The organism is Bacillus sp. N13C7 (assembly GCF_026790065.1).
In the GTDB taxonomy this organism is placed as follows: domain Bacteria; phylum Bacillota; class Bacilli; order Bacillales; family Bacillaceae; genus Bacillus.
The window spans coordinates 57,295-75,861 of record NZ_JALAMO010000001.1 but is presented as its reverse complement, the minus strand read 5'-3'; the positions used below and the strand labels follow the sequence as shown (position 1 = coordinate 75,861).

The following is an 18,567-nucleotide window of genomic DNA, read 5'->3' as shown; positions in this document are numbered from 1 at the left end:
GGATAAAGGAGTGCAGAATTATTGAGCAATAATCAATCTCGTTACGAAAACCGTGATAAGCGCAGGAAAGCTAATTTAGTGCTTAACATTTTAATCGCAATCGTATCCATACTAATTGTCGTAGTAGCAGCGAATCTCTTCATTAACAGTCCTTCTAGCAAAGATGTCGGCAAGGATTCTGAAACGGCGCAAAAACAGGAAGCTCCGGCTTCAGGAAAGACGGAAAAGAAATCGGATGAGGATATAAAAGACAGCAAGAAAGAAACGTCTGACAGCGATAAGGATTCTAAGAAGTCTTCTGACTCAGATTCTGATACAGATTCCAAAAAAGATGATTCTTCTAAAAGTGATGATTCTGATTCAGACTCAGACTCAAGCTCAGATTCAGATGACCCGCTAAAAGATGCAAAAGTAACAGAAGGCGGTTCATCTAGCGATGTGGAAAAAACGTATGAAAACCCTGACTGGAAAGCAGTTGGAACTGAGCAGACAGGCGAGCATGCTGCCACCTATGATTCAAGCTCACAAGACTGGGCTGAGATGCTGAAAGCCATTTCATATGCAACCGGTGTTTCTACAGATAACATGACGGTGCTCTGGCTCGGAAATAACGGCAGCCCTCAGGATGCCAAAGGCAAGATTTTAGACAAGACGACGGGTAATAAATATCAAGTTACGATTACCTGGGTTGATGAAAAAGGCTGGAAGCCGACAAAAGTAGAAAAACTAAAATAAACAAAAGCAGCCGGGTCTAAACCGGCTGCTTTTGTTTTTAGGCTTCAGCTGCAAAATGAACCACCGCGCTGTACAATATTCTTCCGTCTGCCACAGCTGTTTGGTGTGAAACCGATTTTACCCGGAGCATGATGGCTTTATTGTTTTCAATTTGTGTATTGATTTTCTTTTCAAGCTCCTGCAATGAAGCCGCTTCGAAAAATTCCACCTTGTCTTTAATTAGATCTAATTGAAAATTCATGTCTCGACCCTCCAGCTTTCACAAGTCATATGAAGTATAAGCTTTTTTGAGGTAAACGCGCAATATGGATGGCATAAAATACACAAAGTGTTTTAGTACCTGCTTTTCATAAGATATGGTATCATAGGAACTGTTCCATCATTAATTCATAGTATGCTTATAGGAATTATAAAATATGGAGTGTGACAAATATGGGACGTGAATTTATCCCTCTCTTTGAAGATTGGGCAGCAACTTATGATCAAACAGTACAAGGTTTTGATATTCAGTATAAAGAAGCATTCAGAGGCTATGATGATATTCTTGATGCCATCGTCAGCAGGTCTGGAACGCATGTGTTAGAATTTGGCCCGGGAACCGGGAATTTGACAGCCAAGCTGCTGGATGCGGGCAAATCGGTATTTGGCATCGAACCGTCTCCCGCAATGCGGAATTTGGCTTCTGACAAGCTTTCAGGCAGGGCAGAAATCGTTGACGGAGACTTTCTGACATTTCCTGAGCCGCCATTTCAGGCTGACACGATTGTCAGTTCATATGCTTTTCATCATTTAACAGACGAAGAAAAGCGGGCTGCCATAAAGCAATATAGCAAATACCTTCACTTGCATGATAAAATAGTGTTTGCCGATACCGTCTTTGAAGATTCACAAACGTATCAACAAGCAATTGATAAAGCCCGTTCTCAAGGCTTCTATCAGCTGGCAAATGATTTAGAGACGGAGCATTATCCCACATTGGATGCGTTGAAAGAAATGTTTGCTGCTGAAGGTTTTGCAGTCCAATTCACTCAGCACAACGATTTCGTGTGGATAATGGAGGCGATCAAACGGTAAAGTGAAGGGAATGTGAATAGATGAAACTAGCAGTCATCGGAGCAATGGAAGAGGAAGTCACCATCCTAAGAAGCAAACTTGAAAATGCAAAAACAGAAACAATCGCACACTGTGAATTTACAACAGGCGAATATGAAGGAACCGAAGTGATTTTGTTAAAATCAGGAATTGGAAAAGTGAATGCTGCCATCAGCACGACGCTTCTGCTTGACCGTTATAAGCCTGATTATGTCATTAACACAGGCTCAGCGGGCGGATTTCATCATACATTGAATGTAGGGGATGTCGTCATTTCCACTGATGTTCGCCACCATGATGTAGATGTAACGGCCTTTGACTATGAATACGGCCAGGTGCCGGGTCTTCCGGCTGCCTATGCGGCGGACGAAAAGCTGATCAGCATCACTGAAGAAGCGATTTCTGAACTCGATGGCATTCAGGTTGCAAAAGGAACGATCGCAACAGGCGATTCTTTCATGAACGATCCGAAGCGGGTTGAAGAGGTGCGTGCGAGATTTTCTGATCTGTACGCGGTTGAAATGGAGGCTGCGGCAGTGGCCCAAGTGTGCCATCAATTTAAGACGCCGTTTGTCGTCATCAGAGCCTTATCTGATATCGCAGGAAAAGAATCACATGTATCATTTGACCAATTTTTAGAGCAGGCGGCTGTCAATTCAACAGAGCTTGTATTAAAAGCAATCAAACGAATTCATTAAACGGGGGAGAGTTCTCCTCCGTTTTCCCTAAAAACAATCTCTATCAAGGAGGAGGACATATATGACTGTAATTACGGACATTACCGAGCTGATTGGAAACACACCGCTTCTCCGCCTGAAGAACTTTGATGTTCCTGAAGGAGTCGCAGTATATGCCAAGCTTGAAATGATGAATCCTGGGGGAAGCATTAAAGACAGACTGGGAGACATGCTGATCCGTGACGCGCTGGAGTCAGGAAAGGTGAATCCCGGCGGAGTGATTATAGAAGCTACGGCAGGCAATACAGGAATCGGTCTTGCATTAAGTGCCAGAAAATATGGGCTAAAAGCGATTTTCTGTGTCCCTGAACATTTCAGCACAGAGAAACAGCAAATTATGCAAGCGCTTGGCGCATCCATCATTCATACACCGCGTCAAGACGGTATGCAGGGAGCCATTCAAAAAGCCATTCAGCTGGAGACAGAAATTGAAAATTCTTATTGTGTTTTGCAATTTAAAAACCAAGTAAATCCATCGACTTACTATAAGACACTTGGGCCAGAAATATGGGAAGCCCTTGACGGCAACATTCATACGTTCGTCGCAGGAGCAGGTTCAGGAGGCACATTCGCAGGAACTGCTTCCTTCTTAAAAGAAAAAAATCCAGCAGTCAAAACCGTGATAGTCGAACCGGAGGGCTCCATTTTAAACGGTGGAGAGCCTCACGCTCATAAAACAGAAGGCATCGGCATGGAGTTCATCCCCGATTATATGAATAAGAGCCATTTTGATGAGATTTACACCGTAACAGACAAGAATGCGTTTAGACTTGTGAAGGAAGCGGCAGAAAAAGAAGGCCTGCTGATCGGAAGCTCTTCAGGTGCAGCGCTTTACGCTGCGTTGGAAGAAGCGAAACAAGCATCTGCAGGAACTAACATTGTCACAGTATTCCCTGACAGCAGCGATCGATATATCAGCAAACGAATATATGAAGGAGGCATCTGATATGAAGAAAAAAACATTGATGATACATGGCGGAATCACAGGTGATGAAAAAACAGGCGCGGTATCCGTGCCCATTTACCAAGTCAGCACGTACAAGCAGCCGAAAGCAGGGCAGCATACAGGCTATGAGTATTCAAGAACGGCCAATCCGACTAGAACCGCTCTCGAAGCACTTGTGACAGAGCTGGAAAGCGGGGAAGCAGGCTATGCGTTCAGTTCAGGAATGGCTGCCATTACAGCGGTGATGATGCTGTTTAACAGCGGAGATCATGTCGTGTTGACTGATGATGTGTACGGCGGAACATACCGCGTAATGACAAAGGTGCTTAATCGTCTTGGCATTGAATCAACATTTGTTGATACAAGCAGCAGGGAAGAGGTTGAAAACGCGATTCGCCCTAACACAAAAGCCATTTATATTGAAACACCGACAAATCCGCTGCTCAAAATCACCGACTTGCCGCTCATGGTAGATATCGCAAAAAAAGCCGGTGTTCTGCTTATCGTAGACAATACCTTTAACACCCCTTATTTTCAGCAGCCGCTCACTCTAGGCGCTGATATTGTGCTTCACAGTGCGACAAAATATCTTGGCGGACACAGTGATGTCGTCGGCGGTTTAGTTGTGACAGCTTCGAAAGAGCTTGGAGAAGAGCTGCATTTTGTGCAAAACTCCACAGGCGGCGTGCTCGGCCCTCAAGATTCCTGGCTGTTAATGAGAGGAATCAAAACATTGGGACTCAGAATGGAAGCAATCGATCAAAACGCGCGGAAGATCGCAAGCTTTCTTGAGAATCATCCTGCTGTCCAAACGTTATATTATCCTGGTACTTCAAAACATCCCGGACATGAGCTCGCAAAAACGCAAGGGTCTGGCTTCGGCGGCATGATTTCCTTTGATATTGGCAGTGAAGAGCGGGTTGATGCGTTTTTAGGCAATCTGAAACTGTTTACCATTGCTGAAAGCCTGGGCGCGGTCGAAAGCTTAATTTCTGTTCCGGCAAGAATGACACATGCCTCTATTCCGAGAGAACGCCGGCTTGAACTGGGCATCACAGATGGCTTGATCAGAATTTCTGTAGGGATTGAAGATGCGGAAGATTTGCTGGAGGATATCAAGCAAGCGCTTGAAAATGTATAACAAATGGATAGAATTACTTTCTCTGTAAGCTGCCGGATTATATTATAATAGTCGTATACTATGAATCTGGCAGGTGATTCTTTTGAGCAAAAATAGAATGAAATCTTTAAAAGAAGACTACAAGCATTTTGCTTTTACCTTGCTTGCAGTCAGCACTTTTTTATATATAGGCGCAGTTCTCCCTGATCAAGGATTGACGTTAGGCCAGAAATCAATGATGTTTTTAGCGGATTGTGTGTTTTTAGCCGGTGCCTTCTTCTGCGCTGATCGTTCACTGATTTACAAGAAACGTCTGGATGAAGCTGACGAATAAAAACAGCCATTTGCCTTATCAAGAATAGAAGCAGACCCCCAAGCTGTCGAGAACATCTCGACAGCTTTTTTAAATGAAACATACCTCACTTTTCACAACCTCTTACTTAGTGTTTTATTGCAAATGCAACAAAGTTAGGTTATATTGAACGTATGTCATCTTTATTGTATTTGCAATAAAAATATAGCTGGGAGGTAGGAATGAAGGAAATTCTTCGTGAGATCGGAATGATTGCAAGGGCATTAGATTCTATAAGCAATATAGAATTTAGAGAACATGACCTTACAAAAGGGCAATACCTGTACCTTGTCCGAATATGTGAAAACCCGGGAATTATTCAAGAACAGTTGGTCGAAATGATTAAAGTAGATCGAGCAACAGCATCTCGTGCTATAAAAAAACTTGAAATGAATGGATTTATTGAAAAGAAAGAAGACAGACATAACAAGAAAATAAAAAAACTGTTTCCAACAGAGAAAGGAAAAAATGTATATCCATTTATCAAAAGAGAACATGATTCAAATAATGTCGCATTAGCGGGATTTTCTGAAACAGAAGTGAAAACCATTTTCAACCTTCTTCAAAGAGTAAGAAAAAATATAGAAAAAGACTGGGAATTTGTAAAAAAGGGCAACAAGAGAAATTATTGATGACAATAAGGGAGTGGCTGATGAATATGACGATTAAAATAAAAAAATGCACCCTTGAAGATTCACTCGCACTTCAAGAAATTGGTTATGAAACATTTAATGAGACATTTAAGCATCAGAATTCACCTGAAAATATGGAGGCTTATTTGGAAAAGGCTTTTAGCCTAGAACAAGTAGAAATGGAATTATGTAATCCGTCTTCACACTTCTTTTTTATTTATGCTGATAATGAAATCGCAGGCTATTTAAAGGTCAATACAGATGATGCCCAGTCTGAAGAGATGGGGAATGAAGCCCTTGAAATCGAAAGGATTTATATAAAGAACAACTTTCAAAAACATGGGCTTGGCAAACACCTGTTACATAAAGCAATAGATATGGCAATGGAGCTTGATAAAAAGAAAATCTGGCTAGGTGTATGGGAGAAAAATGAAAATGCCCTTGCTTTTTATAAGAAAATGGGATTTGTTCAAACAGGGGCGCACTCTTTTTATATGGGAGATGAAGAACAGGTAGACTTTATCATGGTCAAAACACTCACATAACTTCTTTTGAGAGGAGAGGAAGATGATTATGTATATTCCACGGTATTTTAAGATTACAAATGTTGATGAAATATGGGAGTTTGTTCAAGAAAACGCCTTTGGCACAATCGTTACAACAAACCAGGGGAAACCCATTGCTACTCATTTGCCATTACAGTTAATAAGAGAAGGAGATACTTACTATATAACAGGGCATATAGCTTATGGGAACCCTCAATGGAGAACATTTGAAACCTGTGAAAATGTACTGGTGATGTTCCAAGGACCACATGCTTATATCTCTTCTTCTTGGTATAAGCAGGAAAACGTGCCGACATGGAACTATCAAGCTGTACATGTATATGGTACGGCCAGCACTTTAAACGAAGAAGAGCTAAAACAAGACCTGGCAATGTTGCTGCAAAAATACGAAAAACATCGTGAGAATCCAGTTTTATGGGATACGCTTTCACCTCAATTATTAGAAAAAGAACTTAAAGGGATTGTTGGATTTAAGATTAAAGTACAGGAAGTTCAAGCTGCCAATAAATTAAGTCAAAATCGTAAAGATGAGGACTATCAGAACATCGTGAGTAAGCTCTATGAACAAAAGGATATGAATTCTCAGCAAATGGCACAAGTAATGGAGAGAAAGTTCCAAAAGGACAGGTAAGTGCTATATTTCCTTATCAGAATTTCTTTCCTAGATAAAATGTTGTCAACGAAAGTGAGAATATCAAATGGTGAAAAAGTTTTCAGCCTAGTTCGGCGCATGCTCTTTTTGTTACACTCTGCTTTTGAGGCGGGGACTAACACTGAATCAATATTAGAATGCTTCAGATAGAGCAGAGGCATAACAAAAAAATCCTTCAAGCGTTCTTCATGAACGAAAGAAGGATTTTTTAGCGCCCGCAGGTTGAACTCCAAAACAGGCGGAAAGATATACATTAAAAACAAACATATTATGAACCATTTTAACGGTGATACAATCTGCGATGGCTGTTTTTTGTTATTTTTCTTGCAGTTCTTTTCCCATGCCTTTTAAAAACTGAAGGCCGAAGCCGACGGCTCTGTTGATATCAGGGTCGTTCATTGCTTTTAAAAGGTCGAGAATCCCGACTTTCTTGTCTTCTTTTAAAAAGCTCTGCGCTTGTTCAGTTCCAGCCATCACGCTTTCTAAAAGTTTTCCTGTAAACTCAGGATCGGCTTTTGTCAATGCACCTCCGGCGGCCATCATCGTGTTGATGAGATTGGTGACGGGCTCGCGGGAAACTTGGCCAAGCGCAATCTTGGCAATGTCTTCCTTCGCTCTGAGCATGCTTGTGGCTGCGTCAAAAATTCCAAGATCATTGAGTTCATTCATTAACGTCATCGTTTTAGAGACGGCGTCCTCATTTTCTGCCAGAAGCTCTTTCAGCTCTTCTATTTTTTCAAGCTTGATTTGTTCTGCTGTTTTTGTTTCTTTTTTGATCGTCGTAATCGGAGTGGCCATTCGTTTTCCTCCTTTCGTTTAATCAGTCAGATGGACATAACCCGGGCGGTTCCATTTTCTTTCTGCTTCAACGCCGTTTTGCGGATGCCGTTTTTTGTTGCGCGGATTTGTTTTCGGAAGCGGCGCTGTTTCGCAGCCCCCAAGCACCTCCATGCGAACCTTTGTCTGTTTATAAGCAGGCGTATTCGTCCGTTTATCAGCTGCAGGACCCGTCAGGAAGTTAATCGCAGACTCCTTATCTGTTGAGTTCATCGGCAGATAAAGTTCATTTTTCCGCACACGGTCTGTGATCAGCGCGTTTAGTTTGACTGCTCCGAACGGAGAAACGAGACGTACAAGCGAACCGTCACATACACCTCGCTCCTCTGCGAGCTCAGGCGAGATTTCAACGAATACATTTGGCACTTTTGCTTGTATGCCTTTTGATTTATTTGTCATGTTTCCTTCATGGAAATGCTCCAGCATCCGGCCGTTATTGATATGAAGGTCATATTCTTCCGGAAATGCCGCTGGTTCAGTCCAATCAGAAAGAGCAAAGCGGGCTTTTTTGTCAGGGAAATTAAATCCGTCTTCATACAGAAGCGGTGTGCTTTCACCTGTGAAGCTGCCCCATAGGAAGCTGTTCCAGCCTTCAAGCACCTCATAGCTTGCTTTGGCAAACAGAGGAGAAAGACTCGCCATTTCAGAGAAAATGTCACTTGGATGGCTATAGTTCCAGTTCGCTCCTAAACGGTTTGCCACCTCTTGAATAATCCACCAGTCAGGTTTTGCGTCACCAAGCGTCGGAAGCGCCTGATATAATCGCTGAACGCGGCGTTCTGTGTTGGTGAATGTTCCGTCTTTTTCAAGTGAAGGTGTGGCCGGCAAGACGACATCGGCATATTGAGCTGTTCTTGACAGGAAGATGTCCTGTACCACGAAGAAATCAAGGCTTGATAAAATATCATGCACATGGTTTGCGTTTGAATCGACAAGTGCCATATCCTCACCGACAAGATACATCGCCTTCATTTTTCCTTCTTCAATGGCATGAAGCATTTGAATATTATCTAAACCGGGCTTTCCATCAATCTCGACACCATATGCCTCTTCAAATTTAGCGCGGGCTTTGTCATCTGTAATATGCTGATATCCCGGCAGCCAGCCTGGCAAAGTTCCCATATCACAAGCGCCTTGCACGTTATTGTGGCCGCGCAGAGGGTAAGCGCCGGCACCAGGACGGCGATAGTTGCCCGTAGCGAGAAGCAGGTTTGAAATTGCCGCTGACGTATCAGAACCGCCTGTATTTTGTGTGACACCCATTCCCCAAAGGACACAAGTGCCGTCAGCGTCACGGATCATTTCAGCGATTTGAATAATGTGTTCTTTTGAAAGGCCTGTGATGCGTTCTGCATAATCAAGCGTATAGGTTTTAAGCGTTTCTTTATAATCCTCAAAGTAATTGACATTCTCATCAATAAACGCCTGATCGTGCCAGCCTTGGTCGATCATATATTTCGTAACGGCCATCAGCCAAACCTGGTCTGTGCCTTGTTTAGGGCTGATGAACAGATCAGACCGCTCAGCCATTTCATTTTTACGCAGGTCGGCAACAATCAGTTTTTGGCCATGGAGCTTATGCGCACGTTTGACGCGTGTGGCAAGCACCGGGTGTCCCTCCGCCGGGTTGGCGCCGACAATGATGACGAGACCGGCTTTGGCAATATCTTTAATCGTGCCGGCGTCACCGCCCATGCCGACAGTGCGGAACAATCCGTCTGTAGCAGGAGACTGGCAGTAGCGTGAGCAGTTATCGACGTTGTTTGTTTCAAATACCTGACGCGCTAATTTTTGAATGACGTAGTTTTCTTCATTCGTAATTTTAGAAGAAGAAATAAATCCGACAGAGCCTTTGCCGTACTGCTCCTTAATCGATCCTAATCTGCTTGCAACAAGGTCGAGGGCTTCTTCCCAAGAAGATTCAACAAAAGCTCCGTTTTTACGTATTAAAGGCTTTGTGATCCGCTCTTCAGAATTTACGAAATCCCAGCCGAATTTCCCTTTAACACATGTCGAAATCGCATTAACCGGAGCGTCAGAAACCGGCTGGATCTTTAAAATATCCCGTCCTTTTGTCCATACTTCGAAAGAACATCCGACACCGCAGAACGTACATACAGTTTTTGTTTTTTTCGTTCTCGTTTCACGCATTGCCGCTTCGACTTCAGAAATGGCAAAAATGCTGCCGTAATCAGGTTCAACGTTTTTCACGAGGTCAATCATCGGCTCCATGATATCCTCTTTGATGCCTGTCATAAAGCCAGCCTGCCCGAGCATTGATTTTTCCATCAGCGCATTACATGGGCACACTGTGACACACTGGCCGCAGCTGACACAAGAAGATTCATTGATCGGAACTCCTTCATCCCAAATCACGCGAGGGCGTTCGCGTTCCCAGTCGATTGAGAGTGTTTCATTTACCTGAAGGTTTTGACACACCTCAACACACTGGCCGCAGGCGATACATTGGTTTGGATCATAGCGGTAAAACGGGTGAGACATATCAACCGCGCAAGAAGGGTCTTCTTTTGGCGTGTATGGGTATTTTTGATGCTCGATCCCCATCATTTCCGCTGTATTATGCAGCGTACAGTTCCCATTGTTGTTATCGCAAACTGTACAATACAGCAAGTGATTTTCAAGAAGGCGGTCCATCGCTTCGGTTTGTGCTTCTTTCACCCGACTTCCGGATAGATCAATTGACATTCCATTTTCTGCAACTGTAGCGCATGAACGAACCAGCTTCCCGTTTGCCTCTACAATGCAAGTATCACAAGTTTGAATCGGGTCAACCTCTGGAACGTGGCAAATCTGCGGGTACTCAATCCCGTTTTCATTTAAAATGTCTAAAATTGTGGCCCCTGCTCGTGCTTGAATTTCTGTTCCGTCTACACGGACACTGATCGACTTAACGTCCATCATCTTCATATTCCCCTCCATCTTTCTTTCAAGAAGTCAAAAAAAGCCATGTATAGATACACCTGTCCTTACTTCTAAGAAGGTGTAAACACACATGGCGGAATAGTTCACTAGCAAGTCTTACTAACAGACCAATCCTTGATTTTTATAAAACGATAGACTCATAACAAGATCCTATTACAAATCCATCAACACTGCTTTTATTATAAAGTGATATTTATTATAATACAATATGGCAGGAAAATTTTAACCAAGTGAAATGTCCTAAGGGGAACCGGGAAAAGCCTTTATAAGGCAATATCGGAAGGGGTAATCAGCATGTCTAAAAAAATTCATGAGTTCAATGATATTATTCGAAAACTTCGCAAAGAATTGTTCGGCAAAGGGCCTGAACGGATTCATACTGTATTTGTAGAAAACATGGCCGTCTCCACACTATACGGAAATCTGAGTGCAAGCGAGCAGTTTATCGCCCGCACGCCCGAAGGAAGAGAAATGGTACATGCAGCCCGCACAAGCCTGATTCAAGATCTTTATTCCAAACAAACGCCGGAAGGAATGGAGGAGCTGATGGGAGCTAAGCTTGTCCATTTGTTTTCTGATATCAAAATTGAGGAAAATATTGCGGTATCTGTGTTTGTCTTTGACAAAAAAATAGATGATCAAAAAGAAGTTCTGCAAAGCTAGCATATTTGCCATTGACACAAATTTGTCACATTTGATATGATGTTGCTACAGTTATAGAAGGCAAAAAGCGACGGGAATGTATGCACGAACTGTATATATTCTCTTTCAATATCTTAATTCTGCTTGATATTGTTGTATGGGTATGCATACAAGTTAGGCAGCATTCAAAAGCCTGGTTGGACACAGGTGAATTGAGTGCTGCCTTTTTATTGTCTTCTGACAAAAACTGTAAAAAGAAGAGATGATGGAGGCGTTTTAGTATGGCTTTTCGGAAACCGAATGAAATAGCGGATGCAGCAATTGAAGCAGGGATGAATAAAGTAAAGCTCCCGCTGCCGTCTCTGCTTGTGCTGGGGTTTTTAGGAGGCGCATTTATCGCGCTCGGGTACTTGCTTGATATCAGGGTAATCGGCGACCTTCCGAAAGAATGGGGAAGCTTGTCCGGCTTTATTGGGGCTGCAGTATTTCCTGTCGGTTTGATACTTGTCGTTCTCGCTGGTGCTGAACTGATCACCGGAAATATGATGTCCGTTGCCATGGCTTTATTTTCGAGAAAAATATCAGTAAAAGAATTGGCGGTTAACTGGGGAATCGTCACGATTATGAATTTAATCGGCGCATTGTTTGTTGCCTATTTTTTCGGGCATTTGGTTGGATTGACTGAAACAGGCCCTTATTTAGAAAAAACAATCGCGGTTGCGCAAGGAAAGCTCGATATGAGCTTCGGAAAGGTTCTCGTTTCCGGCATCGGCTGTAACTGGCTTGTATGTCTTGCCGTTTGGCTTTCTTTCGGCGCTCAAGATGGAGCAGGAAAAATTCTTGGCATTTGGTTCCCAATAATGGCTTTTGTGGCAATCGGATTTCAGCACGTTGTCGCCAATATGTTTGTGATTCCCGCTGCCATTTTTGCAGGCTCATTCACGTGGGGACAGTTTATCGGAAACATCATTCCGGCTTTTATCGGCAATGTCATCGGCGGAGCGGTGTTCGTCGGTCTCATTTATTTTATTGCATATCATAAGAAAGACAGCTCCAGAAATGAAATGAAGCAGGTATCCTGAACAAAGGGCAAATCCACTCGGTGATTTGCATAATTTCCGTCCATTTTTAGAAAAAGATGTTTACAAAATGGAATTTGGTGGATATACTTACAAAGTAAGAAAAAGCAAAGGAGGCTGAATCAAAATGACAATGAGACAACGACGTCAACCTGTACGTGATACACAAGTAAAAGTTCATGGTTTATTCAGCCTGTGGAAGAGTTCGTGTCCTTCCTTAACCGATGCTTATCGCACGCATTAAATTCGGAATAGTCGGACATACGCAACTCCCCGCAGGCAGTAGAGGCATTGGTGTCTTTTTTTGCCTGCGGTTTTTATTTGCCCGCGGCAGAAGGAATAATGCCGCGGGTTATTTCGCTTGAAGCGGACTTTGAAAGGGGGTGAGCGATATGACGATTAACCTGTTCTTTTTAACGTTAACGATTAACAAACGGTTTAAAAGCCCGGAAGAATTCGAACGAGAACAGCAGATTGAGCAGATTTATGATGAAATGAAAGAGTCTCAGTTAAAGCATCTTTATTTAACAAACTGGCGCTAACAGCTATAAAAAAAACTGAAGGGGGAATGGCATATGCTTAGAATGGAATTATTGATGCATTATACAATGGAGAAGGACCAAGTTTAGCGAAGCAACTGTCAAGAAAATGCCTGCCTGCATATGATAAATCAACGTTACGGTAAGGCAGGTGATGGCATGATGAACGATTATCAAAAAAGGCTGCCGTCGATTGGCCACGGTTATGCGTCCATGCCGCATTCCTTCAAACACGGTTACGGAAATCCGTTCCGTCAGCAGAGGTTGATGGCCATGCAGCAGCAAAGGGTTTATGTATTCCCTTATCATTGGCATTAGAAAGAGGCAGAAAACACTTTGTTTTCTGCTTCTTTTGCGGAAAAAAATGAAAAAGTTCAGTTCTATTGAAACATTTTGAAACACATTGCCGTCTAGTTGATATCTTCATTCACCTTTTAAAATGAAGGTGATGTTTATTTTATGAATATAATAAATAAGCATAGGAAACCAAAAGCAGGTGTTTAAAATGCTAGAAAATAGACTCTATAAACGATCGAATCTTTTGAAATTATTTTCTCGGAAATATAAGCAAACAAAAACCATTGAGCATATGATGATTGACTCTATAGACATACAAGAAAATGACAGAATTTTAGAAATTGGAATCGGAAAGGGCACTGTCTTTAAGACCATAACCGAGAAACTAGAAAAGGGAAGCTTAAAAAGCATTGACCCATCAAAACGAAAAGTAAGACAGATATCACGGGCGAATCAAAAGAACATGGGAAAAGGAGAGATTTTTCATGGCTACCCTGAAAACATTCCCTTTGATGACCGTACCTTTAATAAAGTGTTCTCCTTACATACGGTACAGAGCTGCACTGATATAAGGCTTGCATTAAGAGAAATTTACCGGGTGCTTCAAATTGACGGCCGGTTTTACATCAGCATTGATGCCAATACCGGTGAAAAGGAGAAAACGTATATTCAACTGCTCAAAGATCAGTATTTCAGGGATCTTTCCGTCATCAGGCGTGATACCTGTCTTTGCATTGTAGCTGTTAAATAAAAAAATTTCTCGGGAAATATATCCAAATCCTTATTTGGGGATTTGGGTATATTTTCTTAATTTTTTATTTTTTGCATATACTTTATATTAAAAAAAGTTTTTATCATATAAACTAATACCATAAACAAAGGTAAAGAGGTGGTTCCAAACAGATCGGAATCGTTTTTTATGAACAAAAGGAATGAATATTCATTCCGCAACGAATCGGAGGTTTTAACATTACATGCTATCCTCATCCAGCAGTAAATACGACATGATTATGAAAGCGTCGGTCTCCCTATTTACGGAAAGGGGATTTGACGCTACGACTATCCCTATGATAGCTGAACGAGCCCATGTGGGGACAGGCACGATTTATCGCTATTTTGACAGCAAAGAAACGCTCGTTAACGTATTGTTTCAAGAAAGCATCCAGCGTTTCACGGAAAAGGTGAAGCAGGATTTTTCGGAATTGCCTGTCAGAGAAGGCTTTCGCCACGTATTTTGCTGTCTTGTTCAATTTACGAAGGAGAGCGACTATGCGCTTTTTTTTCTTGAAATGAAAAAAGACGCTCATTACTTAAATAATACAAGCAAAAAAATGATAGAAAATTTGACTCGCATGTTTGATGACTATTTTAGCAAGGGAAAGGCGGAAGGTGTGATTCGCAGCCTGCCCTCTAATGTGTTAATTGCCATTGTGTTAGGGGCATTTCTCAAGATCTATCAGCTCGTCCAAACGGGTGAGATAGAGATGAATACTGATTTAGTTACTGAATTAGAACAATGCTGCTGGGACGCCATTAGGCTTCATTCATTTACTTCACAAAAATAAGAAAGGAAGATGTCAATGAAACAGGCAAGCGCAATACCTCAGCCGAAAACATACGGACCTTTAAAAAATCTTCCGCACCTGGAAAAAGAACAGCTTTCTCAATCCTTGTGGAGGATAGCTGATGAATTGGGGCCGATTTTCCGTTTCGATTTTCCAGGGGTGTCCAGTGTTTTTGTATCCGGCCACAATCTCGTGGCTGAAGTGTGTGACGAAAGACGCTTTGACAAAAACCTTGGCAAAGGCTTGCTAAAGGTGCGTGAGTTCGGCGGAGACGGTTTATTTACAAGCTGGACCCACGAACCGAACTGGCAAAAAGCACACCGCATTTTACTGCCGAGTTTCAGTCAAAAAGCGATGAAAGGCTATCATTCGATGATGCTCGATATTGCAACCCAGCTGATTCAAAAATGGAGCCGGCTTAATCCCAATGAAGAAATTGATGTGGCGGACGACATGACCCGTTTGACGCTTGATACGATCGGGCTATGCGGGTTTAACTATCGCTTTAACAGTTTTTACCGTGACTCTCAGCACCCGTTTATCACCAGTATGCTCCGTGCCTTAAAAGAGGCGATGAATCAATCGAAAAGACTGGGCCTGCAAGATAAGGTGATGGTGAAAACAAAGCTGCAATTTCAAAAGGATATAGATGTCATGAACGACCTTGTCGATAGAATGATAGCGGAGCGAAAAGCCAATCCGGATGAAGACATTAAAGATCTTTTATCGCTCATGCTTTATGCAAAAGATCCTGTAACGGGTGAAACGCTTGATGATGAAAACATTCGATACCAAATTATCACATTTTTAATTGCCGGGCATGAAACAACAAGCGGTTTGCTTTCCTTTGCGATTTACTGTCTGCTTGCACATCCTGAAAAACTGAAAAAAGCGCAAGAAGAAGCGGATCGTGTGTTAACAGACACGCCGGAATATAAACAAATCCAGCAGCTGAAATACATTCGGATGGTTTTAAATGAAACACTCAGGCTGTATCCAACAGCTCCGGCCTTTTCTCTCTATGCCAAGGAAGATACTGTTCTAGGCGGGGAATATCCGATAAGCAAAGGGCAGCCTGTCACTGTTTTGATTCCAAAACTGCACCGGGATCAAAACGCTTGGGGGGAGGATGCAGAAGATTTTCGCCCGGAACGGTTTGAAGATCCTTCGAGTATTCCTCACCATGCGTATAAGCCGTTTGGAAACGGGCAGCGTGCTTGTATCGGCATGCAGTTTGCTCTCCAAGAGGCGACAATGGTTCTCGGTCTTGTATTAAAGCATTTTGATTTGATCAACCATACTGGATACGAACTGAAAATCAAAGAAGCATTAACGATCAAGCCGGATGATTTTAAAATTACTGTGAAACCGCGGAAAACAGCGGCAATGAGTGTACAGAGAAAAGAACAGGCTGACATCAAAACGGAAACGAAGCCAAAAGAAACAAAACCTAAACACGGTACACCTTTACTTGTTCTTTACGGCTCAAACCTTGGGACAGCGGAAGGAATAGCCGGAGAACTGGCTGCTTACGGCCGCCAGCTGGGCTTTACAGCCGAAACAGCCCCGCTTGATGATTACATTGGCAAGCTTCCTGAACAAGGTGCTGTCGTCATCGTTACGGCTTCTTATAATGGGGCGCCGCCTGATAATGCTGCCGGCTTTATAGAGTGGCTGGAAGAGCTTGAGGAAGGCCGATTGAAAGGTGTCTCCTATGCGGTATTCGGCTGCGGAAACCGAAGCTGGGCATCAACGTATCAGCGGATTCCACGCCTTATAGATAACATGATGCAAGCGAAAGGGGCATCACGTTTAACACCGATTGGGGAAGGTGATGCCGCTGATGATTTTGAAAGCCATCGCGAGTCTTGGGAAAACCGCTTCTGGAAGGAAACGATGGAAGCATTTGATATAAACGAAATATCAGAAAAAGAAGATAAGCCTTCATTATCAATTACTTTTCTCAGTGAGGCGACGGAAACGCCGCTTGCCAAGGCCTATGGCGCGTTTGAAGGGATTGTCCTGGAGAACCGGGAGCTCCAGGCAGCTGATAGTCCGCGTTCCACCCGACATATTGAATTGCAGCTTCCTGATGACAAAACATATAAAGAAGGCGATCATATTGGAATACTGCCGAAAAACAGCCGGGAGCTTGTTCAGCGGGTTCTCACCCGATTCGGTTTTCAGTCCAATCATGTGATAAAAATAAGCGGAAGCGCTCATATGGCTCATCTGCCGATGAATCGGCCGATCAGAGTGGGAGATTTGTTGTCTTCCTATGTGGAGCTGCAGGAACCGGCTTCAAGGCTTCAGCTTCGGGAACTGGCTTCTTATACAGTCTGTCCGCCGCATCAAAAAGAGCTGGAACAGCTCGTTTCCGATGATGGCATTTATAAAGAACAGGTATTGGCAAAGCGTCTCACTATGCTTGATCTTTTAGAGGATTATCCTGCCTGCGAAATGCCGTTTGAGCGGTTTTTAGAACTTTTGCCATCTTTAAAACCGAGATATTATTCCATTTCAAGCTCACCGAAAGTCTATGCCCATATCGTGAGCATGACAGTAGGCGTTATCAAAGCCTCGGCCTGGAGCGGGCGAGGAGAGTACCGGGGAGTCGCTTCAAATTACTTAGCAGAGCTGAAAACCGGGGATGCAGCAGCCTGTTTCATCCGAACGCCGCAATCCGGGTTCCAGATGCCGTATGACCCGGAAACGCCTCTGATTATGGTCGGTCCGGGTACAGGAATTGCGCCATTCAGGGGCTTTATTCAGGCAAGATCTGTTTTGAAGAAGGAAGGAAGCACGCTTGGTGAAGCTCTTTTATACTTCGGCTGCCGGTGCCCCGATCATGATGATCTTTATAGAGAAGAGCTGGATCAAGCGGAACAGGAAGGCTTGGTCACAATCCGCCGATGCTATTCACGTGTTGAAACCGAACAAAAAGAATATGTTCAGCATTTGCTTAAACAAGATGCACAGAAGCTGATGACCCTCATTGAAAAAGGGGCCCACATTTACATATGCGGTGATGGATCGCGAATGGCTCCTGATGTAGAGAATACTTTGCGACGGGCGTATGAAACTGAAAAAGGAGCAAATCAGGAAGAATCAGCCGCATGGCTGCAGAAGCTGCAAGAACAAAAACGCTATGTTAAAGACGTTTGGTCAGGAATGTAATAAAAAATAAAATCCCGCCATCAATGAGATAGGCGGGATAGCTTTGCATGCGAGAAAACCGGCACGATAATGAAATCTACTGAAAAGGATGTTATAGGGAGTATCGCGCCGGCCTTATGATTAATATCGTCATACAGGGACAAAAGTTTAGGTTTTTTGCCTTATTTTTTAAAATAAATAGTCAAAAAGTATTGTTTTTGTATATTGTGCTTTTCTTGTCAGTTGTTTTCGATAACAAATATTCAATCCCTAAAGGCCATAAGCCTAAGGATTAATCGGCTGAAGATCGATGTTTAAACTGGTGTTCCACATGTTTTCTGTAATGAAAGTCATGAATCAAACGAATCGTCGGCCTGATTAGCAGCAGCAAGCTCCCAATCGCAAACAGCCATATCCCTGCCGACATTAACTGGTCATAAAAAAAGAAAAAGCTTCCGACAAGAAACAAAGCACCAATGATAAAATCATTGACTGTATAAAGAATTTTATATCGTTTTTTGAAAAAAAGCTCGTATCGATTGAGTTCTCTTTTGATATCATGTTCTTCGTTCACTGCCACTATCATCCCTCCATTCTATTTTGGCTTACCCTTACGTAAACGACATGTAAACATCGGGTTTGCCTTGAAAAAGGAGATGATTAAAGACTTCAGGCAG

Annotated in this window: 20 protein-coding genes; 16 read left to right on the top strand and 4 right to left on the bottom strand. The window is 42.8% G+C overall.

Annotated features, from left to right (window positions below):
- The first annotated feature begins 21 nt into the window (after positions 1 to 21).
- Positions 22 to 735: a YrrS family protein gene (locus MOB98_RS00410; RefSeq protein WP_268362080.1), complete on the top strand. Its 714-nt coding sequence runs from the start codon at positions 22 to 24 to the stop codon at positions 733 to 735.
- A 37-nt stretch (positions 736 to 772) separates the two neighbouring features.
- Here the strand turns inward: MOB98_RS00410 and MOB98_RS00405 are convergent, their stop codons facing one another.
- The gene (locus MOB98_RS00405; protein WP_003225924.1) at positions 773 to 976 is read right to left on the bottom strand and encodes a YrzA family protein; all 204 of its coding nucleotides are present in this window, start codon (positions 974 to 976) and stop codon (positions 773 to 775) included.
- A 191-nt stretch (positions 977 to 1,167) separates the two neighbouring features.
- On the opposite strand from MOB98_RS00405, the gene MOB98_RS00400 reads away from it, so the two are divergent.
- The 8 genes from MOB98_RS00400 to MOB98_RS00365 all read left to right on the top strand — a co-directional run bounded on the left by MOB98_RS00400 (position 1,168) and on the right by MOB98_RS00365 (position 6,811).
- On the top strand, positions 1,168 to 1,809 hold the full coding sequence (locus tag MOB98_RS00400) for a class I SAM-dependent DNA methyltransferase (RefSeq protein WP_268362082.1): 642 nt from the start codon (positions 1,168 to 1,170) through the stop codon (positions 1,807 to 1,809).
- Between the two features lie 20 nt (positions 1,810 to 1,829).
- The gene (gene mtnN / locus MOB98_RS00395) at positions 1,830 to 2,525 is read left to right on the top strand and encodes a 5'-methylthioadenosine/S-adenosylhomocysteine nucleosidase (RefSeq protein ID WP_268362083.1); all 696 of its coding nucleotides are present in this window, start codon (positions 1,830 to 1,832) and stop codon (positions 2,523 to 2,525) included.
- Between the two features lie 61 nt (positions 2,526 to 2,586).
- Entirely contained in the window at positions 2,587 to 3,510 is a 924-nt protein-coding gene (locus MOB98_RS00390) for an O-acetylserine dependent cystathionine beta-synthase (protein ID WP_268362084.1), read from the top strand.
- A gap of 1 nt (position 3,511) precedes the next feature.
- Positions 3,512 to 4,651 carry a bifunctional cystathionine gamma-lyase/homocysteine desulfhydrase gene (locus MOB98_RS00385; RefSeq protein ID WP_268362086.1) on the top strand — a complete coding sequence of 380 codons (1,140 nt, stop codon included), beginning with the start codon at positions 3,512 to 3,514 and terminating at the stop codon, positions 4,649 to 4,651.
- Positions 4,652 to 4,733: 82 nt separating this feature from the next.
- Positions 4,734 to 4,964 (top strand): YrhC family protein, encoded by a 231-nt coding sequence (locus MOB98_RS00380; RefSeq protein ID WP_268362088.1) that lies wholly within the window; start codon positions 4,734 to 4,736, stop codon positions 4,962 to 4,964.
- A gap of 200 nt (positions 4,965 to 5,164) precedes the next feature.
- Positions 5,165 to 5,614: a MarR family transcriptional regulator gene (locus MOB98_RS00375; protein ID WP_268362090.1), complete on the top strand. Its 450-nt coding sequence runs from the start codon at positions 5,165 to 5,167 to the stop codon at positions 5,612 to 5,614.
- Positions 5,615 to 5,640: 26 nt separating this feature from the next.
- Positions 5,641 to 6,159, top strand: coding sequence for a GNAT family N-acetyltransferase (locus tag MOB98_RS00370; protein WP_268362093.1), 519 nt, complete (start codon positions 5,641 to 5,643; stop codon positions 6,157 to 6,159).
- 28 nt (positions 6,160 to 6,187) lie between these two features.
- Complete coding sequence (locus MOB98_RS00365; protein WP_268362094.1) at positions 6,188 to 6,811, top strand: FMN-binding negative transcriptional regulator; 624 nt, start codon at positions 6,188 to 6,190, stop codon at positions 6,809 to 6,811.
- A 336-nt stretch (positions 6,812 to 7,147) separates the two neighbouring features.
- On the opposite strand, the gene MOB98_RS00360 is transcribed toward MOB98_RS00365, so the two are convergent.
- Both MOB98_RS00360 and fdhF read right to left on the bottom strand, forming a co-directional pair.
- Positions 7,148 to 7,630: a DUF1641 domain-containing protein gene (locus MOB98_RS00360; protein ID WP_268358306.1), complete on the bottom strand. Its 483-nt coding sequence runs from the start codon at positions 7,628 to 7,630 to the stop codon at positions 7,148 to 7,150.
- 18 nt (positions 7,631 to 7,648) lie between these two features.
- Positions 7,649 to 10,591: a formate dehydrogenase subunit alpha gene (gene fdhF, locus MOB98_RS00355; RefSeq protein WP_268358304.1), complete on the bottom strand. Its 2,943-nt coding sequence runs from the start codon at positions 10,589 to 10,591 to the stop codon at positions 7,649 to 7,651.
- A gap of 315 nt (positions 10,592 to 10,906) precedes the next feature.
- On the opposite strand from fdhF, the gene MOB98_RS00350 reads away from it, so the two are divergent.
- The 7 genes from MOB98_RS00350 (at position 10,907) to cypB (ending at position 17,911) form a co-directional block, all read left to right on the top strand.
- Positions 10,907 to 11,275, top strand: a complete 369-nt coding sequence (locus MOB98_RS00350; protein WP_268358302.1) for a DUF2294 domain-containing protein — start codon at positions 10,907 to 10,909, stop codon at positions 11,273 to 11,275.
- Between the two features lie 260 nt (positions 11,276 to 11,535).
- On the top strand, positions 11,536 to 12,336 hold the full coding sequence (locus MOB98_RS00345; RefSeq protein ID WP_268358300.1) for a formate/nitrite transporter family protein: 801 nt from the start codon (positions 11,536 to 11,538) through the stop codon (positions 12,334 to 12,336).
- A gap of 389 nt (positions 12,337 to 12,725) precedes the next feature.
- Positions 12,726 to 12,875 carry a YrzI family small protein gene (locus MOB98_RS00340; RefSeq protein ID WP_003237348.1) on the top strand — a complete coding sequence of 50 codons (150 nt, stop codon included), beginning with the start codon at positions 12,726 to 12,728 and terminating at the stop codon, positions 12,873 to 12,875.
- A gap of 156 nt (positions 12,876 to 13,031) precedes the next feature.
- Positions 13,032 to 13,190 (top strand): hypothetical protein, encoded by a 159-nt coding sequence (locus tag MOB98_RS00335; RefSeq protein ID WP_268289309.1) that lies wholly within the window; start codon positions 13,032 to 13,034, stop codon positions 13,188 to 13,190.
- Positions 13,191 to 13,377: 187 nt separating this feature from the next.
- Positions 13,378 to 13,920, top strand: a complete 543-nt coding sequence (locus MOB98_RS00330) for a class I SAM-dependent methyltransferase (RefSeq protein WP_268289310.1) — start codon at positions 13,378 to 13,380, stop codon at positions 13,918 to 13,920.
- 223 nt (positions 13,921 to 14,143) lie between these two features.
- A complete protein-coding gene (locus tag MOB98_RS00325; protein ID WP_268358298.1) occupies positions 14,144 to 14,734 on the top strand; it encodes a TetR/AcrR family transcriptional regulator in 591 nt (196 codons plus the stop codon).
- 15 nt (positions 14,735 to 14,749) lie between these two features.
- Complete coding sequence (cypB, locus tag MOB98_RS00320) at positions 14,750 to 17,911, top strand: bifunctional cytochrome P450/NADPH--P450 reductase CypB (RefSeq protein ID WP_268358297.1); 3,162 nt, start codon at positions 14,750 to 14,752, stop codon at positions 17,909 to 17,911.
- Positions 17,912 to 18,182: 271 nt separating this feature from the next.
- Here the strand turns inward: cypB and MOB98_RS00315 are convergent, their stop codons facing one another.
- Complete coding sequence (locus MOB98_RS00315; protein ID WP_268358296.1) at positions 18,183 to 18,470, bottom strand: YrhK family protein; 288 nt, start codon at positions 18,468 to 18,470, stop codon at positions 18,183 to 18,185.
- Positions 18,471 to 18,567: the final 97 nt, after the last annotated feature.